Origin of the sequence: Psychromonas saccharinae (assembly GCF_051201515.1) — a bacterium.
Lineage (GTDB): Bacteria > Pseudomonadota > Gammaproteobacteria > Enterobacterales > Psychromonadaceae > Psychromonas.
This window is the reverse complement of the sequence record NZ_CP195153.1, coordinates 3,661,130-3,686,417: the sequence shown is the minus strand read 5'-3', so window position 1 is coordinate 3,686,417 and position 25,288 is coordinate 3,661,130. Positions and strand designations below refer to the sequence as shown.

At 35.6% G+C, this 25,288-nt stretch carries 23 protein-coding genes, 3 tRNA genes and 1 pseudogene; 20 read left to right on the top strand and 7 right to left on the bottom strand.

Annotation, left to right across the window (positions count from 1 at the left end; all coding sequences use genetic code 11):
• Window positions 1–27 precede the first annotated feature (27 nt).
• Entirely contained in the window at window positions 28–636 is a 609-nt protein-coding gene (locus ACR30L_RS16525; protein WP_435235345.1) for a hypothetical protein, read from the bottom strand.
• Window positions 637–835: 199 nt separating this feature from the next.
• Between ACR30L_RS16525 and ACR30L_RS16520 the strand changes: the two genes are divergently transcribed.
• Window positions 836–1,859, top strand: a protein-coding gene (locus ACR30L_RS16520) for an IS630 family transposase (RefSeq protein ID WP_435235344.1) whose coding sequence is annotated in 2 segments (ribosomal slippage) — window positions 836–1,290 and window positions 1,289–1,859 — 1,026 coding nt in all. Because the reading frame shifts where the segments join, the coding sequence is not laid out codon by codon here.
• On the opposite strand, the pseudogene ACR30L_RS16515 reads toward ACR30L_RS16520, so the two are convergent.
• From ACR30L_RS16515 to ACR30L_RS16500, 4 genes and pseudogenes are all read right to left on the bottom strand, one after another.
• Window positions 1,856–2,252, bottom strand: a pseudogene (locus tag ACR30L_RS16515) (integrase core domain-containing protein); the annotation flags it as partial. The gene ACR30L_RS16520 and the pseudogene ACR30L_RS16515 sit on opposite strands and share 4 nt — an antisense overlap.
• A 31-nt stretch (window positions 2,253–2,283) precedes the next feature.
• Window positions 2,284–3,042, bottom strand: coding sequence for a substrate-binding periplasmic protein (locus tag ACR30L_RS16510; protein ID WP_435235343.1), 759 nt, complete (start codon window positions 3,040–3,042; stop codon window positions 2,284–2,286).
• Between the two features lie 302 nt (window positions 3,043–3,344).
• Entirely contained in the window at window positions 3,345–4,265 is a 921-nt protein-coding gene (locus ACR30L_RS16505; RefSeq protein WP_435235342.1) for a dienelactone hydrolase family protein, read from the bottom strand.
• Window positions 4,266–4,539: 274 nt separating this feature from the next.
• Entirely contained in the window at window positions 4,540–5,016 is a 477-nt protein-coding gene (locus ACR30L_RS16500; protein ID WP_435235341.1) for an Lrp/AsnC family transcriptional regulator, read from the bottom strand.
• A gap of 243 nt (window positions 5,017–5,259) precedes the next feature.
• Here ACR30L_RS16500 and leuA point away from each other — a divergent pair, with 243 nt between their 5' ends.
• Window positions 5,260–7,005, top strand: coding sequence for a 2-isopropylmalate synthase (gene leuA / locus ACR30L_RS16495; protein WP_435235340.1), 1,746 nt, complete (start codon window positions 5,260–5,262; stop codon window positions 7,003–7,005).
• Window positions 7,006–7,270: 265 nt separating this feature from the next.
• A complete protein-coding gene (locus tag ACR30L_RS16490; protein ID WP_435235339.1) occupies window positions 7,271–9,724 on the top strand; it encodes an EAL domain-containing protein in 2,454 nt (817 codons plus the stop codon).
• 105 nt (window positions 9,725–9,829) lie between these two features.
• Here ACR30L_RS16490 and ACR30L_RS16485 read toward each other — a convergent pair whose 3' ends face one another.
• Together ACR30L_RS16485 and ACR30L_RS16480 are read right to left on the bottom strand one after the other, a co-directional pair.
• Window positions 9,830–10,645, bottom strand: coding sequence for a GGDEF domain-containing protein (locus ACR30L_RS16485; protein WP_435235338.1), 816 nt, complete (start codon window positions 10,643–10,645; stop codon window positions 9,830–9,832).
• Window positions 10,635–11,870 (bottom strand): EAL domain-containing protein, encoded by a 1,236-nt coding sequence (locus tag ACR30L_RS16480; protein ID WP_435235337.1) that lies wholly within the window; start codon window positions 11,868–11,870, stop codon window positions 10,635–10,637. Before ACR30L_RS16480 ends, ACR30L_RS16485 begins: the two co-directional genes overlap by 11 nt.
• 456 nt (window positions 11,871–12,326) lie before the next feature.
• On the opposite strand from ACR30L_RS16480, the gene ruvC reads away from it, so the two are divergent.
• From ruvC to ACR30L_RS16395, 17 genes are all read left to right on the top strand, one after another.
• Entirely contained in the window at window positions 12,327–12,848 is a 522-nt protein-coding gene (gene ruvC, locus ACR30L_RS16475) for a crossover junction endodeoxyribonuclease RuvC (protein WP_435235336.1), read from the top strand.
• Between the two features lie 26 nt (window positions 12,849–12,874).
• The gene (rarD, locus tag ACR30L_RS16470; RefSeq protein ID WP_435235335.1) at window positions 12,875–13,762 is read left to right on the top strand and encodes an EamA family transporter RarD; all 888 of its coding nucleotides are present in this window, start codon (window positions 12,875–12,877) and stop codon (window positions 13,760–13,762) included.
• Window positions 13,763–13,826: 64 nt separating this feature from the next.
• Window positions 13,827–14,450: a Holliday junction branch migration protein RuvA gene (ruvA, locus tag ACR30L_RS16465; RefSeq protein ID WP_435235334.1), complete on the top strand. Its 624-nt coding sequence runs from the start codon at window positions 13,827–13,829 to the stop codon at window positions 14,448–14,450.
• Between the two features lie 8 nt (window positions 14,451–14,458).
• The gene (gene ruvB, locus ACR30L_RS16460) at window positions 14,459–15,466 is read left to right on the top strand and encodes a Holliday junction branch migration DNA helicase RuvB (RefSeq protein WP_435235333.1); all 1,008 of its coding nucleotides are present in this window, start codon (window positions 14,459–14,461) and stop codon (window positions 15,464–15,466) included.
• A 438-nt stretch (window positions 15,467–15,904) separates the two neighbouring features.
• Entirely contained in the window at window positions 15,905–17,464 is a 1,560-nt protein-coding gene (locus ACR30L_RS16455) for a cytochrome ubiquinol oxidase subunit I (protein WP_435235332.1), read from the top strand.
• Between the two features lie 9 nt (window positions 17,465–17,473).
• Window positions 17,474–18,613, top strand: a complete 1,140-nt coding sequence (gene cydB / locus ACR30L_RS16450) for a cytochrome d ubiquinol oxidase subunit II (protein WP_435235331.1) — start codon at window positions 17,474–17,476, stop codon at window positions 18,611–18,613.
• A gap of 18 nt (window positions 18,614–18,631) precedes the next feature.
• Window positions 18,632–18,754, top strand: coding sequence for a cytochrome bd-I oxidase subunit CydX (gene cydX, locus ACR30L_RS16445; RefSeq protein WP_435235330.1), 123 nt, complete (start codon window positions 18,632–18,634; stop codon window positions 18,752–18,754).
• 145 nt (window positions 18,755–18,899) lie between these two features.
• Window positions 18,900–19,304, top strand: a complete 405-nt coding sequence (gene ybgC / locus ACR30L_RS16440) for a tol-pal system-associated acyl-CoA thioesterase (protein ID WP_435235329.1) — start codon at window positions 18,900–18,902, stop codon at window positions 19,302–19,304.
• Complete coding sequence (tolQ, locus tag ACR30L_RS16435) at window positions 19,294–19,977, top strand: protein TolQ (RefSeq protein WP_435235328.1); 684 nt, start codon at window positions 19,294–19,296, stop codon at window positions 19,975–19,977. Before ybgC ends, tolQ begins: the two co-directional genes overlap by 11 nt.
• Before the next feature lie 5 nt (window positions 19,978–19,982).
• Window positions 19,983–20,414 (top strand): protein TolR, encoded by a 432-nt coding sequence (gene tolR, locus ACR30L_RS16430; protein WP_435235327.1) that lies wholly within the window; start codon window positions 19,983–19,985, stop codon window positions 20,412–20,414.
• A complete protein-coding gene (gene tolA / locus ACR30L_RS16425; RefSeq protein WP_435235326.1) occupies window positions 20,414–21,511 on the top strand; it encodes a cell envelope integrity protein TolA in 1,098 nt (365 codons plus the stop codon). Before tolR ends, tolA begins: the two co-directional genes overlap by 1 nt.
• A 14-nt stretch (window positions 21,512–21,525) precedes the next feature.
• Window positions 21,526–22,839 carry a Tol-Pal system beta propeller repeat protein TolB gene (gene tolB, locus ACR30L_RS16420; protein WP_435235325.1) on the top strand — a complete coding sequence of 438 codons (1,314 nt, stop codon included), beginning with the start codon at window positions 21,526–21,528 and terminating at the stop codon, window positions 22,837–22,839.
• 27 nt (window positions 22,840–22,866) lie between these two features.
• Window positions 22,867–23,421 carry a peptidoglycan-associated lipoprotein Pal gene (pal, locus tag ACR30L_RS16415; protein WP_435235324.1) on the top strand — a complete coding sequence of 185 codons (555 nt, stop codon included), beginning with the start codon at window positions 22,867–22,869 and terminating at the stop codon, window positions 23,419–23,421.
• Between the two features lie 7 nt (window positions 23,422–23,428).
• Window positions 23,429–24,187, top strand: a complete 759-nt coding sequence (ybgF, locus tag ACR30L_RS16410; protein ID WP_435235323.1) for a tol-pal system protein YbgF — start codon at window positions 23,429–23,431, stop codon at window positions 24,185–24,187.
• Window positions 24,188–24,508: 321 nt separating this feature from the next.
• Window positions 24,509–24,584 (top strand) — tRNA-Lys (locus tag ACR30L_RS16405).
• A gap of 129 nt (window positions 24,585–24,713) precedes the next feature.
• Window positions 24,714–24,789, top strand: a tRNA-Lys gene (locus ACR30L_RS16400).
• 298 nt (window positions 24,790–25,087) lie between these two features.
• Window positions 25,088–25,163: transfer RNA gene (locus ACR30L_RS16395), tRNA-Lys, on the top strand.
• Window positions 25,164–25,288: the final 125 nt, after the last annotated feature.

Below are 25,288 nucleotides of genomic sequence, written 5' to 3'. Positions count from 1 at the left end.
GTTAAATAACAACTTCAATAGGTATCGTTAAGTACCCACTTTATCTTTAATCAAAAAGGAAGATACTAGAGGTAATACTTGTAGTAAAGAGTATGCAGCGAGAGAAAAATACACTACCGACCAGAATGCTGTAATTGAAATCCGATAAAGATCTACGTTATTAGATAAACTTATTAAAAGGAATAACCCCGCACCAATTAATAAAGAGGTTAAACCAACTAATAAATTTAGAGCTGATTTTAAGTATTGATACCATCTAATTTCGATTATTAATTTAGAGTCTTCGATTTTCATAAAATTTACAGCTCTTTTTAAATCTACAAAACTAATTTCACCTTTAGCATTTTCGTAAATTTGTATAATTGCTTCTCTGATGTGATTGTCAATTTCAATTTCAGTAGCTTGTCTGAATTGTTCAGATATAAATTCATTTTCTAAAAATTTTCTTGTTGAGCCAAGTAACTTGTCATAAGACAAAGCTTCACTAATTTTATTCAAACGGTTTTTATTATGTCTCCTAATCGAGTTAGCAATATTCTTAATATTCAAAGCTGCAATTATTAATATAATTATAGAGATTGATAAAGTAGAACCATTACTCAGATTAATAACAAAAAAACTCCAAAGAAAATCCATTTATATAACCCTTTATTTTTCTTAATATTAATTTTCAATATATTATACAATTTTGTTGAAATATATAATTTATTTCGCACTCTAAATAATAGGTACTCTGGTCAAGTCCAACCGGACACCTGACTTTGTAAATTTTAATAGTTATACCAATTCCATTAATTATTATGATCTAATAAAGCACTCATTAAAGGTGCTGAATATGACTCAAGAATTATCGAAAATGATTAGCTCAACCTCAGATGCGAGATTAAAACTTCGTTTATTAGCGGTATCTCACTTTCTTGATGGTAAAAATAGAACTCAAATATCTGAATACTTAAAAGTAAGTCGAACGAGTGCAAATAGTTGGATACAAACCTATTTAACACAGGGAATTTCAGGGTTAAAAGAGAAAAAACATACGGGGCGCCCAAAAGGCCTAAGCGAAAAGCAACTGTCTCAACTGAAAGAGTTTGTTGTTTCTTCGGCTGTAAAGGCAGATGGCGGCAGACTCCAAGGAAAAGATGTCCAGCAGTATATTTTAGTTGAGTTTGGTATTGAGTATAAAAAGTCCAATATTTACAACCTATTACACGAATTAAATCTAAGCTGGATAACTACACGTTCAAAGCATCCCAAGCAGTCAATTGAACGTCAGGAAGATTTTAAAAAAATTCAAAATAAAAACGATCCTTAAGATCCCTGGTCATGTTGCGTTAGATCGGGTTGATATCTGGTTTCAAGATGAGGCGCGTTTTGGACAACAAAATACGACCACTAGAATATGGGCTGAAAAAGGAACGAGACCACGCGTAGTACAGCAACAACAATACACTTACGCTTATCTATTTGGTGCTGTTTGCCCAGCAAATGGTAAAACAGAAGCTATCATTGCTCCTTTTAGTAATATGGAAATCATGAAAGAACATCTAGCGCTTATTTCCAAAGCAACGGAAGCGGGTCGCCATGCTGTAGTGATAATGGATGGTGCCAGCTGGCATCAGGAATACTTAGATCAAGCATTTGCTAATCTAAGCATTATTCACATCCCACCTTATTCTCCTGAATTAAATCCAATCGAGCAAGTATGGTCATGGATGAGGCAAAATGAAATTGCCAATCGTGTTTTTAGTGATTATGAAGATATTGAAGAGAAGTGCACTATTGCTTGGAATAACTTTAGAAGTGATATTAATAGAGTCATTTCACTATGCTTAAGATCGTGGATTAATTTGACCAGTTAATTAATGGAATTGGTATTAATCGGCGTTAAATTATCGAGTGTAGTATGCAGTCGCTCATGGTTGTAATAACGGATATTATCCTTCAATATCCATCTTCATTGCATCACGTGTAAAATGAATAACATTAAATAACCATTCATTCTTTAAACTGCTAAAAAATAGCTCTACAATCCCGTTATCTAAGCAAGCACCAACACTACTCATCGATGCAGTCATTTTATATTTGCTCAATAACGCACTAAATCGTCCACTCGTATATTGAGAGCATCGATCATTCTGGAACATTAAGCCAGGTTTAGGTCGCCTAATACCAATCGCCATCTGTAATGCTCGCTCAACCAAATCAACGGTCATACGTTTTGATATTGACCAGCCAACGATCCTACGTGAGTGTGTTTTATCAATTTTTATCTTATGAAATAATTTATTCATTCAATAATTTCCAGTTCTTTCCTATGAACTTTTCGAAAATTAGATCAATAACGCCTTCATTTACCAATGATTGTACTGCTAATTTTATAGGCTTTAGTTGACTAATATTATCTGAATTCTTGGAAAAAACGAACCAAAGTTCTCTTTCTCCAATGGTAAATTTACCTTGCACGTTAAAATAATTATCTAAATTAAGTTTTCCGATAACATACATGCCTGCAGAATTTCCTGCTAGTGCGTCAATACGTCCTTTTTTAAGCATTTGTAGTCCATGTTCATAGTTTGTAAGTTCTAATATTGTATGTTTATTTTCATCGAAGGTATTACCTAAAGATGAACCTCGAATTTTACCGATAGTAATATCTTTTAAATCTGTATAAGTATTTAGACTAAGCCCTTTTTTAGGAATAATAATTGTTTTTAGGGTAATTATTTTAACCATATATTGCACATTAGTGTGAAAATCTAAGTCGGAAGAAGGGTTTAATATCCCTGCGTCATGTTCGCCAACTTTTATATTTTTCAGTGCTCTTGAATAAGGCATAAGTTTTTTATTGATACAGACTCCGGAACGGTTTTCTAGCGCTTCTAAAAAATCAAAATGTATGCCGGTTAATTCCCCATTTTTGTTTTTGAAACCTGCTGGTGGTAGATCAATAACATGCATAGATAAACACTCTTGTGCTATCGCGGGGAAGTCTATAAATAAAAGAAATGTAAGGACAAATAAAACAGATCGATATTTTTTCATGTAAGGTAGCCAAATATTAGTCGGTTAGTACTGAATAAATATTAATTTTACTGGATAATTTTTTAAGTGTAGTACTGTATTCATCAAAAAGTAATTCAGATGTAAGGTGTTCTTCGCAATGTTTACTGGTAATGAAGAGGGTAAGGAATACGGATTACAGATTGGAAGGTCTTCGAAGTATTATGGTGGTGAAAGCAACTTCGATTTTTGCAATGACCATGAGAAATATTATAACTTTTTGAATTTTTAGTTTATTTTGTAAGAGGGATAAAGCCTTTGAGGTTACAAAGGCTTTTTATAATTTAACTAGTAAGATGTTTATTGAAAAATGCTAGCGTTCGTTTCCAAGCAAGTTCTGCTGTTTCTTCTACATAACGGCCTGTAGAGTCATTATGGAAACCATGATTTGCACCTTCATAAATATATGCTTCATAATCTGCATTATTGGATTTTAATATTTTCTCATAATCAGGCCATGTGGCATTGACGCGTTTATCTAAACTACCAAATTGCAATGATAATGGACCTTTCACATTCCTTTGTAATGATGGATCTGCTGGCGTACCATAAAAAGGAACTCCTGCATTTAATTGTTCAGGTATTGTCGCGGCAAGCATGTTAACAATATACCCACCGTAACAGAAACCGACGGCACCGAGTTTGCCATTACTTAGTTCATGTGCTTTTAAGAATGCCGCTGCTGCTAGAAAATCTTCTTCTAACTTAGATTTATCCATGCTTTTTTGCATTTCACGACCTTCATCATCATTGCCTGGGTAGCCGCCGAGTGGATAAAGCCCGTCTGGTGCAAAGGCAACAAACCCTTGTTGTGCTAAACGACGTGCAACATCTTTGATATAAGGGTTTAGTCCTCGGTTTTCATGGATAACCAAAACAACGGGGGCAACGCCTTCAAGTTTACTTGGTTTAGCTAAGTAGCCTTGGCATTCACCGTGTCCCTTTGGAGAGTTAAATTTAACATAGCTTGCATGAATATCGGGATCATTAAATGAAACTTGCTCTGCTTGAGCATAGTTAGGCATAAGCGCAGCAGTAAGAGTTGACATGGTCATACCTAATGCGACTAAACCGCTAAGGCGAGTCATAAATTCTCGACGATTAATAAGGCCATGGGCATATTCATCGTACCAATCAAATGCTTCTTGGGGAATTGGGCGTTGGCTAGTGCTAGGCTGTGATTGTTGCTTTACTTCTATAGTCATATACCTTTCCTTTCTCGCTGTTCATGAAATTGATCTAAATCAAATTATATCTAGAATGTAAAGATACACAAGCATTAAAGTGATTGTTAAATGAGCAAATTAATGTCTGAGAAAATACGCGTACATTGCTATTAGTTCCAGGTAAAACAGCGATCTTGTGCAATGTCCGATCGTTAATTAGGTTAAACCTATATAATGATTTTTGATGGTAAGTTATTAATTGCTATTTTTAATTCTTTGTAAGTTTACTGTTAGACATAGCAATGGTGAGGATTTAATCCAAGGGCAGTTCTGTTTTTTTTACTACTTCACGCATAATAAAACTAGAATGTACACCGCTCACCCCCTCTAATTTAGTTAATTGGCCAAGTAAAAATTTTTCATAATGTTCCATATCACGCACGACGACTTTTAATAGAAAATCAGCACTTTGTCCGGTGACAATTAAACATTCTAATACTTCCGGTAAAGCTACAATTGCGCGTTCGAAATTATCAAAACGATCGGGTGTATGACGATCCATTGAAATACCTATCATGGCCGTCAAATTCAATCCAAGTACACTGGGTTTTAATAGTGTGACATGCTTGTCGATAATGCCTGATTCTTCAAGTCGTTTCACGCGACGAGAACAAGGCGTTGGAGATAATCCGACGCTGTCTGCAAGTTCTAAATTACTAATGCGAGCATTGCGTTGCATTAACTGCAAAATATGCTTATCAATTCGATCTAATTTAATGACTTCTTGCATGTTAATTGCCTTGTTTAGTTTTATTGTCTATAAAATATCATTTAAGTAGGTTTATATTGCGATAATTTAAATAAATAATAGAGAGTTTGCAACCACTCTCTACAATAATCGCTCTATAGTTACTTCATGGATGGCGAGCGAAGTTTCTAACCGGAAATGGGTGATTACCACTTTATAATAGTGCGTCAACTCGCTAATCCACCTAATTATTTGTGTAGTAGGCCCCTAAAAAGGAAGTGACTTATGTCAAACATCACTAATATTCATGCTAGCTTTAATCATAAAAAATATCGTGCTTATGCGCCAATCCAAAAAGCAGATAGACGCTGGCCTAGTCAAATCATCGAATCGGCACCTAATTGGTGTAGTGTTGACTTACGTGATGGTAACCAAGCGCTAATTGAACCCATGACACCTAATCAAAAGTTAGAGATGTTTAAGTTATTAGTGGATGTTGGTTTTAAAGAAATTGAAGTTGGCTTCCCTGCTGCATCGGCACCGGATTTTGATTTTGTTCGTCAGCTTATTGAGCAAGATTTAATTCCTGATGATGTCACAATTCAAGTGTTAACCCAGGCTCGTGAACCGCTTATAGCGCGTAGTTTTGAAGCATTGAAAGGCGCTAAAAAAGCGATTATGCATCTATATAACTCGACTTCAACGATTCAACGTGAGCAGGTATTTAAAAAATCACGTGAAGATATTAAAGCGATTGCTGTACAAGGTGCGCAATGGGTGCGTGATTTTGCAATTGCACAGCCTGAAACAAAATGGTCATTTGAGTATTCTCCAGAAAGCTTCACTGGGACGGAGATGGATTATGCTGTAGAAGTTTGTGATGCAGTGATTGATGTGTGGCAACCAACGCCTGAGAATAAAGTGATTATTAACTTGCCGGCTACGGTTGAGTCTTCAACACCGAATGTTTATGCCGACCAAATTGAATGGATGTGTGACCATATTACCCATCGAGATTCTGTTTTAATTAGCCTACATACTCATAATGACCGAGGTTGTGGAGTTGCAGCCGCAGAGTTAGGCGTGTTAGCTGGTGCTGATCGTATTGAAGGTACATTACTGGGTAATGGTGAACGAACCGGCAATATGGATATCGTGACAATGGGAATGAACCTTTATTCTCAGGGAATTGATCCGGAATTAAATTTTGCTGATATGGATCGTATTATTGCGACCGTTGAACGTTGTACACAATTAGCAGTGCATCCTCGCCATGCCTATGCGGGAGAACTTGTCTTTGCGGCCTTTTCAGGGAGTCATCAGGATGCTATTAATAAATGTATGGCAATAGACGCGGAGAAAAGGTTGGGTGACCCAGAAGCGCATTGGCAAGTTGCCTATTTGCCTATAGATCCGCGTGATTTAGGTCGTACTTACCAACAAGTGATTCGCATAAACAGTCAATCGGGTAAGGGCGGTGTGGCTTATGTGCTTGAGCAAGATTACGGCATACAAATGCCACGTTGGATGCAAGTTGATTTTAGCCCCTATGTGCAACAGCGTGCTGAACATAGTGAAACTGAAGTTTCCTCGGAAATAATTCACTCTATTTTTACTGATACCTATTTATCACCTAAAGATAATCTTAGCGTTGGAAGTTATCAATTAAATCGTCAAGGTAATAAAGATCAGCTAGAAGTACTGGTTAGTAGTATTGATGGTGAGATGCTATTAAATGGTGAAGGTAAAGGCATGTTAGAAGCGTTTGTTAATGGGTTAAGTGCTGCAATCAATAGTGATATTGTGTTAATTGATTATAATGAACATGCTTTACCTAGTAGAAATGGTGCTGAAAATGAGCAGGCGGAAGCAATCGCTTATGTACAACTTAATGTTCAAGGTGCGCGTTACTGTGCAGCAGCTAGCTGCAAAGACATTGTGAGTGCTTCTTTACAAGCGGTGTTAAACGCAGTGAGCCGAAGCGATGTTTCTCTTGGTTTATCGACTAAAGCTAAGTTAGCGATCATTTAAATGTGATAGCTGTGTTGCTTTCAAATTTATATCGATAAATTAACTATTTACTAGTGCTCTTTAGATAATATTAAAGAGCACTAATTCATCAACAGGGAGTTAATAGCAGTTGATTTAATATTGTTTTTACATTATTTTGGTGTTTTTTTTAAAATCAACTATTTGCTCAAATTTAAATAAATAGCTACTATCAAATGGGTCTGATAAACTTTAAATGTGCATAAAAAGTGCAATTTATCTTCCCTATTTAATTCTGAGACTGCCTGTGCCAAAAAAAATGCCAATCGTAGAAAAAGATAACGCGTTATTTTCCTGTCATTGGGAATACGAATTCCTTACCAATCGTTTTGTTTGCCAGTCGGATTATTCCTCTTTCTTTGGTCGTAAAGAAGCTTCTTCATTGACCATTGAGCACCTCTTTTCAATTTGTCATTTTCAGCAAGTTGATACATTGAAAGAAAATATTAAAAAAGTGATTAAAACACAAGAAGGTACGACAGAGTATATTTTTGTGAATGGAACCGATGGGGTTTATCTAACTAAGGTTGTACTTACTTACAATAAAGACACAACTGCTTCAATTATTGGCGTTTTACATATAATTCAAAAAATCCCGCTTGAATTTCAAGGAGCTTCTCTTTTAAGGTTATTTTTCGAGAAGTCTAACCGTGGTTTAATCGTTGTTAATGCTGCTTACATTATTATATTTGCTAATGAATTATTCTGTGAAAGTTCTGGTTACTCACAACTTGAGTTAATTGGGCAGAATTTAAGTATTTTAGATTCTGGTGAGTATACGAGTGAGTATTATAAAAAATTATATGAAAAAGTGAATTCAGAAAAAATTTGGACTGGTGAGTTACTTTCAAAAAATAAGCAAGGTCAAATATATGCACAGCAAACCGATATTCAAAAAGTTGTGCAGGAAAATGGGGATTATTTTTACGGCATAAAAAGTGAGTTATTGGATATCTCTAATTACTCCTTAATACATAAGCGTAAAGTTGGTTATAACCGTAAATCAGCCATTTTAAATAAAAAAGAATTTACTGAAAATACCCAGAAAGAATACAAAAAGCTAACGAATACCGAAACGATTGTAATGGCTGCTTTTGTGGTTAAAACTCAGCAAAAAATTACAGATGATTCTGTCAAATGGTTAATCTCAAATCGTTTTGATTCTTCAGGACAGGGAGGCCATTTAGGGCTGATTAATGATGATGTTTTTGTTTTTTGCCAGGTTGTGGAAAAGAATATAGAACAGGTAGATATTTTATTATCTCGAATGCTCAAAGAGCTAACTGTTAGTGAAAGCAGTGACCTAGATGTTATTTCGAATATAAAAATGGCAGCCTCTATTTTGTTTGTTGATAGTAATTCTATTCAGCAATTATTAACTCATAGTGTACAAAAACTGTTAGCCACCCCTTTTGCTGAAAAGTCTTTAATAACCTATTTCGATAGACGTTTAGCTAAGCGTTTTAACCGTCGTCAGTTACTAGCAAAGTTAATTAAAAGTGCCTTAAACAAAGGTGATATAGAAGTTTATTATCAGCCCGTTGTTAATATTAGAAATATGAAAGTAAGTAAATTCGAAGCACTATTCCGAATAACGTTAGATACTGAAATGGATTACGATACACTGGAAGTTATTGCGATTGCAGAGGAAAATAATTGGGTCGCACAAATTGATAGTTTAGTTAATAAACAAGCATTAATCGACTTGAGTAGACTACAGAAGTATTACGGTGATAAAACACTTGGAATCTCACTTAATCGATCCCTTGCAAACGATAATCATTCTTTTAGTTGTTTGGAAAATGCATACAATACATTAAAAAATATGGATATGAGCACTACGCCAGTTATTTTGGAATTAGCCGAATATGCCTTTTTTGAAGATTTTGATAAGCAAAAAACATGGATTGAAAAATTACAAAAAATGGGGGTTAGAATTGCACTTGATGACTTTGGCGCAGGCTCCTCATCGCTTTCTCATTTGAATAATATATCGGTCGATTTTATTAAAATAGATCGTTCTTTTGTTAGGAATTTAACGCTTGAAAGTAATGAGTTTCAGATTATTAAAATGTTATGTAAGTTAACCCATAAAATTGGCGGAAAAGTTATTGCTACCGGTGTTGAAACAGTTGATGAACTTCAGCTCGTTGCAAAAGCCAAGGTTGATTCGGTGCAAGGCTATTTATTTAGCAAACCTCTTAGCATTCAAGCATTGCTTTCTACCCCTCAAATTGTTGTTAATGAAACCTTTAGAAAGATCATACATAAAGAATTTGATACCTCAGTAAAAGATATTATGAAGCATGAGTTCGTTAGGATTGGGTGTGAAGATCGCCTTGATTTAGCGCGTGATATAATGTCTGAAAATGAGACTGATTATTTGATCGTGATTGAAGATCACATTTGTATGGGGGTATTATACAAGGCTGATTTAGAAGCAACGTTAAGCCCCTATATCGGTACAAAGAGCGAAAATGCAAGGGATTTAGCGACATTGAATAAGCGTGTCCATCAAATAATGGACAAGAATTTCTATGCGGTAGATATTGATAGCCCAATTGATCAAGTTGAAGAGATCTTTTTAAATAAACCGAACAGTATTATCGTTGTCACTGGAAAGAATAGTAAAATTTGTCATGGTGTTGTGATTATTAATGATTTTTTGAATTATAAATATATGGAAGAAAAAGAAATCTAGTTCTGATTCTGAGTATTGAAGGTAGTGGTGTTGTTTGCGCTGGCGTTATTGATGGTTAGCAATATACTCAGCGGTAACACTATCTGTTACCGCTCGATTTTTACTTTATTGCTCTGATTCTTTTTCTTGTATTGATAATGTTGCGGTTCTTTCTAATGTATCTTGAAATTTTTCAGTTTCTTCATAGGGACGTAGACCAAAGTTGAAGCTGGTTTTAAACATTAGACCAGATTTACTTTTTAATGTCGTATTAGCAAGTTCCCGTCTTATATTTTTGATAAATGGGATCATGTTTTCAGAGGTTTCTTCTACGATAAATAAAACAAATTGATGATTACTGTATCTTGCGATATTAAAATCTAAATTTTCATTTCTGAATTTTTCACTAATAAATTTTGTGATGTATAAAATGACATTGTCAGTTAATTGATTACCGTATTTTTCGGTAAGGTAATCACAATCGGTTAAATTAATAAAAAGTAGTAATCCATTCGTTTTAAACATCCCTTCATTATCTAATGCATGATTGTATATCCATCTTCTATTGTAGGTTTTTGTTAAAGGATCAAGATAAATAAGATGTTTTAATGCATTGATTTCATTTTTCATTTCACCGATGGATGAGTTAATCATTTTTAATTTATGTTCATCTTTATCTTTGATTGCTTGTTGTGCATCGGTAGTGGCATCACTTAACAAATCAATATTCTCAATGGATTTTTTCATATAGTTATTAATATGTTTCAACTCATCAATCAGTACACTATTGACTTCACTTTTAAATTTAGCATCTTTAACATCGATACTTAATTTTTTAGCATTCTTATCGAAGGACTCGAAGTATATCGAAGGGAGAATAATTTCATGCTGTAATAAATCTTGTATGGTTATATCGGTTATTTTTTTTAACTTATCCTTCACTATGAACCCCTAAAAGTTTATTTATCGACATGGGTTTTTGGATATAAAAACCCTGTGAATAATCAATATCTAAAGATTTCACGCGTCGTTGAATTTTCAAGTCACTGACAAATTCGGCAACTGTTTCAATATGTTCTTTTTTACAAAAGTTAATAATACTTGTGACTAAATTACGGTAAATATCTTCATTAATTTTTTGTATTAGTGAACCGTCTATTTTTAAATAATCAACGTTCAATTTTAATATATATTCATAATTAGAAAAACCCGTTCCAAAATCATCAATTGCGATGCTTACATCATAGTTTTTTACTTCACGAATAAAGTCATTAATAATATCAAAATCTTGAATTCTTTCACTTTCTAAAATTTCAATGGTGAGATATTGACCAATATCCTGTTGATGTATTTGCGTGGTAATGATATCGCGAATTAAAGGATTAATTATATCGTTATAATCAAGGTTTATGCTTATATTCATTTTGTATTTTAGGATACTGTCGAATACTTTGCCGATTAAAATTTGCATCAATTGAACATAAAGACGATAACTTTTTGCTTTTTCTAAAAATGTATTGGGCAGTAATACATTTCCTTGCCGATCGAATAGTCGCATAAGTGCTTCATATTTAACAATACTATTGGTTTTGTTGCAATAAATTGCTTGGAAATAGGGAGCGACTTTCTTATTTTGAATGTTATATTTTATTAATTCAACAAGGTCATTATTAGAGGATTCATTTTTATATAAATTGGCATCGAAAAAGAGAAATGCATCGAGGTTCTTCTTCGCGTTATGTAACGCTTTTTCTGCATAAACAATTAAATTTTCATCCGCACTTTTTGAGCATCCGATTGTGGTATTGATATAGATATGTAATTTGGGATCCGTCAGCTTAAATTGATGAACGAGTAAATTTTGTATGATGATGTCTTTGATTTTGATAATAGCGGTTTGATTCAAATCTGCATAAATAGTAATCGCAATTACATCTGAATAATGTCTCGTGACTTTGCAATTTGCCTTAATAGCAAAATTGTTAATGAGCATATTATTTATTTCGCGTTTTATAACTGTTTTTATTAATTTATTAAATTGTTTGATGACAGCATTGCCATTTTTAAATCCATAGGAAGCATTGATGTTTTTCATATGGAAAATATCAATGAGTAAAAGGGTTTTTATTTTGTTTTTCTTTTTATTGTACAAATCTGTAAGTAACAAATTTTGTTCCCTTTAACGTACTTTCCATGCCCAGCATATTCATTATTTTATTAATAGACGAAAGTTAGTTCGAATGAATATACCAGTATGTGTATTCTTATGCTCATTGTTAATAAAATCACTGATAGAAGTTAGCTGCTATAGGGCAATTAAACTAATCTATTCGTATTTTGATTTCTAATGTAACATCTTATTTATACGCATACATGTCAAAAATCACTCAATCGGGTAAGTTGTTTTTAATTTGATAAAATATACATCTTAATTTTAATCGAATTAGTAGATCTTAAATTAATAGAAGTACTTTTTTTAGGGATTTATATGGAGATTGTTAGCATATTGCGTATTTTGCTTTTTTTATAAATAAAATAATAAAGTTGTAACTAACTTTGCGTAGAAGGTCGACTGAGCGTAAAGTGACGTGTTTTTTATAATTAATGAATCTTGAGGTTATTAGTGGCTATTATTCTAGGGATTGATCCTGGCTCTCGGATTACAGGATACGGCGTGATCCAACAAAAAGGTAATAAATGTCATTATATAGCAAGTGGATGCATTCGTACTAAAGGTGAGAGTTTAGCACCTAAATTAGATATGATTTTTAATGGAATTAGTGAAATTATTAAACAATACCAACCAACCGAATTTGGTATTGAACAAGTCTTTATGGCTAAAAATCCTGATTCTGCATTAAAGCTTGGTCAAGCAAGGGGAGCGGCAATTGTTGCTGCGACGCAAGCTGATTTATATGTTTGTGAGTATTCCGCTCGTCAAATTAAACAGGCTGTTTCAGGAACCGGTGGGGCAAGTAAAGACCAGGTTCAATTAATGGTAATGCAAATCCTTGGACTTTCAGGTCGTCCTCAGGCGGATGCAGCAGATGGATTAGCTGTTGCAATTTGTCATGCTCATACCGCTCAGTCTTTAGTTGCCATGTCTGGCCAGGTCAAAAAAACTGTTCGTGGTCGTTTTCGCTAGCTTATCTATTTTTCAACGGAGTTGAAATGAAACAATTTTCCGAAGTTCATCTTGGTGTTTTTTATGCGCTCGGTGCTTATTTAATTTGGGGGATTTCTCCCCTGTATTTTAAACATCTAGATGTGTTGCCTGTTTTTGAAATAATTTCACATCGTGTTATATGGTCGGTATTATTTCTAGCCGTTATTTTAACGATTACACGTCAATGGGACCGGTTTGTTAAGTTACTTAAATCACCTAAATTAATGGCTCTTTTATGTTTAAGTACAGCCCTAATTAGCACAAATTGGTTGGTGTTTATTTGGTCTATTAATAATGATCATATGTTAGATGCCAGCCTTGGGTATTTTATTAATCCTTTGGTCAATGTATTACTGGGTCTGATCTTCTTAAATGAATCATTGAGTCGCGTAAAATGGGTTGCGATTGGTTTAGCTTTTATTGGTGTGCTTGTGCAAGTTATCGAGTTAGGAAGCTTGCCGTGGATTTCACTTGTTTTGCCTTTCAGCTTTGCATTTTACGGTTTAGTACGGAAAAAGATTAAGGTCGAAGCATTAGTCGGACTATTTATCGAAACCTTGCTTGGGCTTCCCGTGGCGCTTATTTACCTCTGCTATTTTGCTAATAGTATGACGTCGAATTTATTAAATAATCCATTATCATTAAATATTTGGATAGTTAGTGCTGGGGTTGTGACTGCTTTACCCTTGATCTTTTTTGCTCAGGCTGCTTTACGGTTAAAGTTATCTACCCTTGGTTTTTTTCAGTATCTTGCTCCATCTTTAATGTTTATTTTTGCCGTTGGATTTTATAATGAGCCAATTGGCTTTGCTAAGGCGATTACTTTTATATTTATTTGGGCGGGTATCTTACTGTTCGTTTTTGAGAGTAAAATTCAACGATTAGTAAAATAACACTGGATATTAACCCAGTTGTTTTTTATGCTTAACATTATTTATTATCATTAAGGGCTAGAATATGATTGGACGGTTACGAGGTGTGTTATTAGAAAAGCAACCACCTGAAATATTATTAGATGTTTCTGGTGTTGGCTATGAAATTCAATTGCCGATGAGTTCTTTTTATTCGTTGCCTGATATGGGACAAGAAGCGATTGTCTATACACATTTCGTAGTGCGTGAAGATGCGCAGCTATTGTATGGCTTCGCAGATAAACATGAACGAGCGATGTTTCGTGAACTAATTAAAGTGAATGGTGTTGGACCAAAGTTAGCACTTGCTATTCTATCTGGAATGTCTGCTAACCAATTTGTTCAATGTATTCATAACGATGCCGTAAGCTCATTAGTGAAATTACCGGGCGTTGGTAAAAAAACAGCAGAACGATTGGTTGTTGAAATGAAGGATCGTCTTAAAAACTGGACTGGCGCTGATTTGTTGACGCCTGAGTCTGATAAAATGGCCTTTGATAATGAATTAGGTGATACATTTGTACGTGGCAATGCAAAGGAAGAGGCTATCAGTGCTTTAGTGGCGTTAGGCTATAAGCCACAACTTGCAGAAAAGGCGATTAAACAAGTTTATCAAGCTGGTATGGATTGTGAGGCACTGATCCGTAGTTCACTTAAAAGTATGGTATAAAATAAAATATGATTGAAGAAGACCGCCTAATTTCAAGTACTGAAAAAATAGATGATACCTTTGTTGACCGAGCTATTAGGCCGAAACTGTTAGCTGATTACGAAGGGCAACCACAGGTCAATATGCAGATGGAAATCTTTATTGAGGCGGCACGTCAGCGTGAAGAAGCATTGGATCATCTGTTAATTTTTGGTCCTCCAGGTCTTGGAAAAACAACACTTTCTCATATTGTTGCGAATGAGTTAAACGTTAATATTAAAACAACATCAGGGCCTATTCTAGAGAAAGCAGGAGATTTAGCTGCTTTGCTGACTAATCTTGAAGAGAATGATGTTCTTTTTATTGATGAAATCCACCGATTAAGTCCAATTGTTGAAGAGATTCTATATCCTGCAATGGAAGATTATCAACTCGATATTATGATTGGTGAAGGGCCAGCAGCGCGGTCTATTAAATTAGATCTTCCTCCATTTACTTTGATTGGTGCAACAACACGAGCTGGCTCATTAACTTCGCCTTTGCGTGACCGTTTCGGTATTGTTCAACGACTTGAATATTATGATTTACCTTCTTTGACACGCATTGCACTTCGTAGTGCAAAACATCTTGGTTTAAATATGGATGAATCAGGTGCAATAGAAGTTGCGAAACGCTCTCGTGGGACGCCTCGTATTGCCAATCGTTTACTACGCCGTGTACGTGATTATGCACAGGTAAAAAAAGCCTTGGTCATGAATGAAGAGATTGCACAGCAGGCGTTAGATATGTTGGAAGTTGATCATCAAGGTTTTGATTATATGGACCGGAAATTATTGATGGCGATTATGGATACTTTTCAAGGCGGCCCTGTCGGATTAGATAACTTAGCGGCTGCAATTGGTGAAGAAAGAGAGACGATTGAAGATGTGTTAGAACCTTATTTAATTCAGCAAGGTTTTTTACAGCGTACCCCTCGCGGAAGAATCGCGACAAACAGAACCTACCTACATTTCGGTTTTACTAGGCCGAGCGAATAAAAAATCAAGTCACGAAGAATAAAATTGATCGAGATCAATGAATATATTCTTTTACACTTTAAAGTCTGTTTTTGACAAAAAAATAGACTTTAAACTTGATCAAAATCAAATTAAAAAGTATAAGTACTCTTTTATTAAGTGTGGTTTTATTTCATGTTAATTGACAACCAAAATAGTAAATAAAATTTTACATTTTGGCAACATATTGAACGTTAATTTATTTGTTTGGCAAGACGATAATAATGGCTAATAATAAGGCCTAATAAAGCAAATATATTTCTTCTTAGTTTGTTCAATCATTAATGATTTCACTGCAACGTATTTTGCTTAAAAAGATGTGTTATATAGATCCAATTTCCCAGTAAAAACGTATTCGAAACTAATTTAAAATAAATATAAATCAATTCAAAAATTTAAAATCAATCTAAGGAGAAAAAAATGGATGCGATAGTTGAACTGTCACGCTTTCAGTTTGCGATGACTGCCATGTATCACTTTCTATTTGTGCCATTAACACTGGGGTTAGTCTGGATCCTAGCGATAATGGAATCACTATATGTTATGACCAATAAACAAGTCTATAAAGATATGACGAAGTTTTGGGGTAAGTTGTTTGGTATCAACTTTGCGCTAGGTGTGACTACGGGTCTTACTATGGAGTTTCAGTTCGGTACTAACTGGGCTTACTACTCTCACTATGTAGGTGATATTTTTGGTGCACCGTTAGCAATTGAAGGATTGATGGCTTTCTTCTTAGAGTCTACTTTTGTTGGTTTATTCTTCTTTGGTTGGGATCGCCTTAGTAAAGTACAGCATTTGGCTGCGACTTGGTTAGTGGCGTTAGGTTCAAATTTATCTGCATTGTGGATTTTAGTGGCAAATGGTTGGATGCAAAATCCAGTCGGTGCTGACTTTAACTACGAAACTATGCGTATGGAAATGACGAGTTTTACAGACCTCGTTTTCAATCCCGTTGCACAGGTTAAGTTTGTTCATACTGTTTCTTCTGGCTATGTAGCTGGTGCGATGTTCGTATTAGCAATTAGTTCATATTACTTATTAAAAGGACGTGATATTGCCTTTGCTAAACGTTCTTTTGCAATTGCTGCTGCATTTGGTTTAGCAGGTATCACTTCAACCATTATTTTAGGTGATGAAAGTGGTTATGAGCTTGGTGATGTGCAAAAAGTTAAACTTGCTGCTATTGAAGCTGAATGGGAAACGTTACCTGCACCTGCAGATTTCACCTTGTTTGGTATTCCTAATCAGGAAGAGCAACGTAATGATTACGCTATTCATATCCCTTACGCATTAGGTATTATTGCTACGCGTTCACTTGATGAAGAAGTGACCGGGCTTAAAGATCTTATGGTTGAGCATGAAGTACGTATCCGTAACGGTATGGTTGCCTATGGACTGTTACAAAAATTACGTGCTGGCGATAAATCTGAAGAAAATATTGCTGCGTTTGATGAAGTGAAGAAAGACTTAGGGTATGGCTTATTGCTAACACCATATGCGCCTGATGTTGTCGATGCAACTGAAGCGCATATTCAACAAGCTGTAGATGATAGTATTCCTCAGGTTGCACCTTTATATTGGTCATTCCGTATCATGGTTGCAGCTGGTGTATTAATGCTCTTAATCTTCTTATTTGCATTTTACCAATCTACACGTCAGCGTATTGGTCAGAATAAACTGTTTAGCCGTATTGTTTTGTATAGCTTACCATTACCTTGGATTGCAATTGAAGCGGGTTGGTTTATTGCTGAATACGGTCGTCAACCATGGGCGATTGGTGAAATACTGCCGACACATGTTGCGACGTCATCGCTTACTACAGGTCAGTTATGGTTTAGTATTCTTTCCATTGCAGCTTTTTATACTGCACTATTAATCATTGAAATGTTCTTAATGTTCCGTTTTGCTCGTAAAGGGCCAAGTAGTTTAAAAACCGGTAAATATCATTTTGAGCAACCTGAAAATCAACAGGCTTAGGAGTTTATTATGTTTGATTATGAAACGTTAAAAGTTTTGTGGTGGTTGCTAATCAGTATTATATTGATTGGATTTGTTATCACCGATGGTTTTGATATGGGCGTAGGTGCGCTAGTGCCTATTATTGGTAAAAGTGACGATGAACGTCGCATGATGATTAATAGTATTGCACCACACTGGGAAGGTAACCAGGTTTGGTTGGTTACTGCGGGAGCGGGTATTTTTGCTGCTTGGCCTTCGGTGTATGCAACGGCTTTTTCAGGTTTTTACGCTGCGATGATTATAACGTTAATGGCGTTATTCTTCCGTCCAGTTGGCTTTGATTACCGCAGTAAAATTGAAGATCCACGTTGGAGAACGAGTTGGGATTGGGGAATATTTATTGGTAGTGTTGTTCCGCCAATCGTATTTGGTGTTGCATTCGGTAACATCTTACAAGGTGTTCCTTTTGTACTAGATGATCTATTACGTTCATCTTATCAAGGTGGGTTCTTTGGGCTACTTAATCCATTTGCATTGTTAGTGGGTGTATTTAGTTTAATACTATTCGTTTTACAAGGGGCTAGTTGGTTACAAATGAAAACAGAAGGGGAGCTTTATGAGCGTGCCCGTGCTGTGTCTATGATTTGTGCACCGATTGCAATTGTTTTATTTGCATTAGCGGGTGTTTGGATTGCCTACGGTATCGATGGTTATGTGATTACTTCTATTGGCGATCTAAATGGTATTGCTAATCCGTTATTAAAAACAGCAGCAGTTCAGCCTGGAGCATGGTTGAATAATTACAGCGAATATCCGATTACTATGTTGGCACCTGCATTAGGTTTCTTATTTCCAGTCTTAGTTTGGATTTCGAGTAAAGCTGATAAAGGTGGTTTGGCATTTTTATTTACTAGTTTAATGCAAGTGGCCGTATTAATGACTTTCGCCGTTAGCACGTTCCCGTTCATACTTCCGTCAAATATTGATCCAAGTATGAGTTTTACAGTGTGGGATGCAGTTTCAAGTGAAAAAACATTGAATATAATGAGTATCGTTGTGGCTATTTTCTTGCCGATTATTTTGCTTTACACAACGTTCGGTTATGTGAAAATGTTTGGTCGTGTTGGTAAAGAGTTTATGGCTAAGTATAAACACTCAGCTTATTAATAATTTTAGGAGAACGCTATGTGGTATTTTGCGTGGATTTTAGGTGTTTTATTAGCATGTTCATTTGGCATTATTAATGGATTATGGTTAGAACATGTTGAAATTGATGAGCAATCTAAAAAAGACAAAGATGAAGAATAATTATTTTTCAATTTGAATATATTAAAAAGAGCTATTAAAGCTCTTTTTTTTTGTCGGATAGAAAGTGTATGTTGCATAGAGGATTCGACAATATTATGATTTTATAGTAGCGTAGCTAATCAATTTTTAGCAATGAGAAAGTAGTGTGTTAATTTCAACTTTACCTGTCCGTATTTATTACGAAGATACCGATGCCGGTGGCATTGTATATTATGCAAATTACCTTAAGTTTTTTGAACGAGGGCGGACTGAGCTCTTGAGAGAGAGAGGTATTGAGCAAGATACTTTACTAGAAAAAAATATTGCTTTTGTTGTTAAAAAAGTTGAATTAAATTATGCCAAAGCTGCACGATTTAATGATTTGGTGACAGTAAAAACAACCGTAACAACTTGCCATCGAGCAAGTTTACAATTTAATCAGGAAGTTTTGCACGAAAGTGGGGAACTTCTTTGTCAGGCTAGTACTCTAATAGCCTGTATTAATTTACAAAAAATGAAACCGATGGCAATTCCATCTGAAATAACCGAGGTGATCTCTAGTGCACGCTGAAATATCTTTTATTGGCTTATTTTTACAGGCGAGTTTACTCGTAAAGTTAGTGATGATTTTGCTGTTAGGCATGTCTATTTATTCTTGGACGTTGATTTTTTCCCGTTCAAGAATGCTAGGCTCTGCAATGCAATCGCTTAAGCAATTTGAAACCCGTTTCTGGTCTGGACATGATTTAAGTCGACTATATAAAGAAACCGCAGCGCGTAGTGAACGAATTGTTGGAGGTGAGAAAATATTCTATACCGGTTTTAAAGAATTCTCCAGATTACATCGTATACCTGGGCGTAATGTTGAAAGCGTAACGGAAGGTGCCCATCGAAGCATGCGTGTAACTTTATCTCGCGAACTCGATGAATTAGAAGCTGGATTACCAGCCCTAGCAACTATTGGCTCGATCAGTCCTTATATTGGTTTATTTGGTACGGTTTGGGGAATTATGAATTCTTTTATCGCATTAGGTGAAGTTCAGCAGGCAACCTTAGCGATGGTCGCACCTGGTATAGCTGAAGCATTGATTGCTACTGCAATGGGCTTGTTTGCTGCGATTCCCGCCGTGATGGCCTTTAATAAATTCTCTACGCAAGTTGCTAAGTTAGAATCAGCTTATATTAATTTAATGGAAGAATTTACAGCCATCCTTCACCGTCAATCGATGAATGAAAGTGAGTAGTATTTATGCAATATTCTTCTCGTAATATGAAACGGCGTCGCGTGATTGCAGAAATTAATGTGGTGCCTTATATCGACGTTATGTTGGTGTTGTTGATTATATTTATGGTAACGGCTCCTTTAGTCACGCAAGGTGTTAAAGTGGATTTGCCTCAGGCAGCAGCTGAAGCCTTGCCTGATGATACGAAGCCACCATTGATTGCTTCGATTGATAAACAAGGTCGATATTTTTTAAATGTAGGAGACAGTGTTGAAACACCGCTTAATAGCGATGAAATGAGGGCGCTTGTTGCTGCACAATTAACGGTTGATTCTACCGTTCAGTTTGTTGTTAAAGGTGATGGAGATGTCCCCTATAAAAGCGTTATTGATTTGATGGTCTTACTGCAGGAAAGTGGTGTCGGATCGGTTGGTTTAATGACAGAGCCTGAAGAATAATGAAAAAGAGTTCCACGTTAATCGCTTTTATCAGCGCTTTTACATTGCATATTATTTTTGGTGCCTTGTTATTAATTGGGTTCGATTTTTCGCTACCCCAAGAACAGCCACAAGCAACTATTATTGAGGCCAGTTTAGTTAATCAACAAGTATTTGAAGATTTAGCAGCTCATAAAAAGGAACAAACATTAGCGGAGCAACGTAAAGAGCAAGAGCGACAAAAAGAAAAGGAACAATTAGTACAAGAAGAACTTGCTAAAGCACAAAAAATACAGGAAGAAAAAGATAAAGCGGCACAGGAAAAAATTGCTCAGGCAAAAAAAATAGAGCAGGAAAAAGAAGAGCAAGCGAAGGCTGAGCAGTTAGCACAGGAAAAAGCAGCTCAAATAGCTGCAGATAAATTAGCGAAGGAAAAAGCAGCTAAAGCGGCCGCAGATAAATTAGCGAGGGAAAAAGTAGCAAAAGCGGCTGCAGATAAATTGGCGAAGGAAAAAGCAGCAAAAGCGGCTGCAGATAAATTAGCGAAGGAAAAAGCAGCTAAAGAGAAAGCAGATAAATTAGCCAAAGACAAAGCGGCCAAAGAGAAGGCTGAAAAATTAGCCAAAGAAAAAGCGGCCAAAGAGAAAGCAGATAAATTAGCCAAAGAAAAAGCAGCTAAAGAGAAGGCAGAAAAATTAGCCAAAGAAAAAGCGGCTAAAGAGAAGGCAGAAAAGTTAGCCAAAGAAAAAGCAGAAAAGGAACGACAACGTCGTGCTGAACTTGATAGACAAATGGAAGCTGAATTTGCAGAGGAGTTTTCAACGGCTCAAACTGCCAATCAACTATCTGAAATTGCACGTTACAAAGCGCTTATCCAAAATAAAATAAGCCGTAATTGGCAAGTAGATCTCGATATGAAAGGTAAAACTTGTACATTGGCAATTCGATTAGCACCAGATGGGCTTGTCCTATCAGCTCAACGAAGTACAGGCGATGATAAACTTTGTGCGTCGGCTATCCGTGCTGCGCTTAAAGCGAAAACATTACCGATTCCTAAAGATCCTGAAATTGCACAACAATTTCGTGATTTTGATATAACCCTAAAGCCTGAGCTATAAGGATACATTTTTTTATGTTTTTACGTTTATTTTTATCATTATCGATCATTATATTCTCAGCGCAGGTATCTGCCCGTTTAGATATATTAATAACTGAAGGGGTAAACACTGCACGTCCGATTGCTGTCGTTCCTTTTAAATGGTTAGGCAATGGACCAAAGCCAGAGCAATTTGCAGATATTATTGCTGCTGATCTGCAACGCAGTGGGAAATTTAGCCCAATTGCATTGAATAAAATGCCAAATACACCTTCAAATAGTAGTGATATTGATTATGCGCAATGGCATAATATGGGCGTTGAAGCGATTGTTATTGGCGAAATTCAACCAACGGAAGAAGCGAATAAATATTCGATTACTTATGAGTTGTTAAATGTAGTAACCGGTAATTTAGAGATGAGTGCATATAATCCGACTTTAGATAAAAGACGTTTTCTTGTTGCAAATACGAAAACACGTGAGCATGCACATCGAATTAGTGACTTGGTTTATGAAAAATTGACGGGTGAACGTGGTGCATTTTTAACCAGAATTGCTTATGTTGCAGTTGATCGTAATAGTAGTCATCCGTATCAACTACGTATTTCTGACTATGATGGATATGGTGAAAAGTCAATATTACGTTCTAAACAACCTATAATGTCACCTGCTTGGTCGCCAGATGGGCGTAAACTTGCATATGTAAGTTTTGAAAATCGCCATTCAGAAATTTATGTGCAAGATTTATATACTCAACAACGTGAATTAGTGACTTCTTTTCCTAAAATTAACGGAGCGCCAAGTTGGTCTCCAGATGGAAAAAAACTAGCATTAGTACTTTCTAAGGATGGCCAGCCAGATATTTATGTGTTGACCGTAGCAACCAAAGCATTAAAAAGAGTAACTCAAAATCGGGCTATTGATACTGAGCCTAGCTGGAATCCCGATGGTAAGAGCTTAACTTTCACCTCGGAAAGGGGCGGTCGAGCGCAAATTTATGAGGTAAATCTTGCAAGTGGCGAAACAAAACGCTTAACTTGGGAAGGAGATATGAATTTAGGTGGTACAATTACCCCTGATGGTGATAGTCTTGTATTTGTGAGTCGCTCTAATGGAAATTACAAGATCGCAGTTCAAGATCTTGATTCTAGTGAGTTAAGAACATTAACTCGGACTCAACTAGATGAGTCACCAAGTGTCTCACCTAATGGTAGTATGATAATTTATAGTACAATTTATCAAGGCAAACAAGGGTTGGCATTGGTATCGATGGATGGGCGTTTCAAAGCGAACATTCCAGCGAAAAGTGGTGAAGTAAAATCACCAGCATGGTCACCATTTTTAAACTAAACATATTAATGATAATAAGGAAATATGATGAACTTAAATAAGATTTCAAAAAGCTTATTGATTGCAGTACCAATGTTGGCTTTAGGAGCATGTAGTTCTACATCTGACATGGATTCTAAATCAACTGAAACTATGAATGATGCAGCTGAAACAGTGACTACAGCTGTAAATGACAACATGGTACAAACAGGTGTTATTGATGCAGTTGAACCTTTAACTGCAGAACAATTAATGGTTCAACAATATAGTGAAGCTATCTTAGAAACTGTTATTCAATTTGATTTTGATAAATCTATGATCAAAGCTGAATTTACACCTATTTTAGATGCTCATGCCGCTTATTTAGTAGCAAATCCTGGTAAATCAGTGACTATTGAAGGACATGCTGATGAAAAAGGTACGCCTGAATACAATATCGCACTAGGCGAACGTCGTGCAATGGCTGTTGCAACATACTTAGAAAGCATGGGTGTAAGCACTCGACAAGTAAGTATCGTGAGCTACGGTGAAGAAAAACCAGTTAATCCTGGTCATAACGAAGCGGCTTGGATTGCTAACCGTCGTGCTGAATTAGTTTACTAATCTGAGTATGAAAAAATATAATATTAATGCAGCTATGCTAGTAGCTGCTTTTTTATCCTCGCCTACGTTTGCTGCTGCTCCCGTTAGTGATGTTACTATGATGGGAAGTAATGCTTCAGGCGGTCAACAAAGCAGCTCTGATGTTAATGCTAGATTGGAGCAGTTAACTCGATTATTGGAAACTCGCAATAAAATGCAAGTTCGCCTTCAGAGTCAGGTTGACCAACTTTCGCAGGAACTTAATCAAGTTAAAGGCACGAATGAAGTGCTAAACCATAAACTTGAACAAGTTGAAGAGCGTCAGCGTAATTTATATCAACTTATCGATGAATTAGATAAACCTTCTGCTTCTTCACCCAAAGCTACAGAACCTGTTGATACCGGTGTTCAAACCGATGATAAAGTGGCTTATCAAAAAGCAGTCGATCTAGTTCTAATTAATAAAGATTTTGATCAAGCAATAACGGCATTTGAAGCTTTTATTATTGATTACCCTCAATCTAGTTATATGGCGAATTCATATTACTGGTTAGGTCAGCTTCTCTATAAAGAGAAAAAACGTGAAGATGCGAGGGCTGCATTTTTAACCGTTGCTGAAAAATATCCTGATTCAAATAAACGCTCAGATTCACTCTATAAAATAGGGTTTATTGATGAGTACTTAGGAAATATCCAATCGGCTAAGGCATTTTATACAAAAGTAGTAAATGAGTTTCCTGACTCTTCTGCTGCCGAGCTATCTAAAAAGCGCTTAGAAGTATTTTAAAATAGCTTTTAGCTGTATTATTATCAATATTGTTTATTTTCTCGGCAAACGAAAAAAAAACACTATTTTTTGTTTGCGCTATTTAAATTATTGTATATTATACGCCGCAGTTGATACGGACATGCGATTCAATTCGTGAAACGTTATTAATTACTACTAGCTTAATTGATAAAGCTGTTGAATTTCTTTTTTAAGTTCTTCATAAAACAAAATCAAAGCCAGATAAAATTATGTGGCCGTAGCTCAGTTGATAGAGCCATTGATATACTTTTAATTCAAAAGTTGTTCATAAAAAAAATTATCACCATATATAAACTATATGGGCCGTTAGCTCAGTTGGTAGAGCAGTGGACTTTTAATCCATTTGTCGAAGGTTCAAATCCTTCACGGCCCACCACTTTTGTAGCGATACAAATGTGAATTGTTATAGAATTATATGGACTATTGCTCAGTTGATAGAGCAATTGATAAACTTTTAATTTAAAAGTCTTCATAAAACAAAATCATCACCATATATAAACTATATGGGCCGTTAGCTCAGTTGGTAGAGCAGTGGACTTTTAATCCATTTGTCGAAGGTTCAAATCCTTCACGGCCCACCACTTATAATATAAATATTGAAGTGAAATTATATGGATGTTGCTCAGTTGATAGAGCAATTGATACACTTTTAATTTAAAAGTTATTCATAAAACAAAATCATCACCATATAGAAGATATATGGGCGGTTGCTCAGTTGGTAGAGCAATTGATACACTTTTAATTTAAAAGTTATTCATAAAACAAAATCATCACCATATATAAACTATATGGGCCGTTAGCTCAGTTGGTAGAGCCATTGATACACTTTTAATTTAAAAGTCTTCATAAAACAAAATCATAACCATATATAAACTATATGGGCCGTTAGCTCAGTTGGTAGAGCAGTGGACTTTTAATCCATTTGTCGAAGGTTCAAATCCTTCACGGCCCACCACATTTGTAACGATACAAATGTGAAATTGTTATAGAATTATATGGACTGTTGCTCAGTTTATAGAGCAATTGATAAGCTTTTAATTTAAAAGTTGCTCATAAAACAAAATCATCACTATATATAAA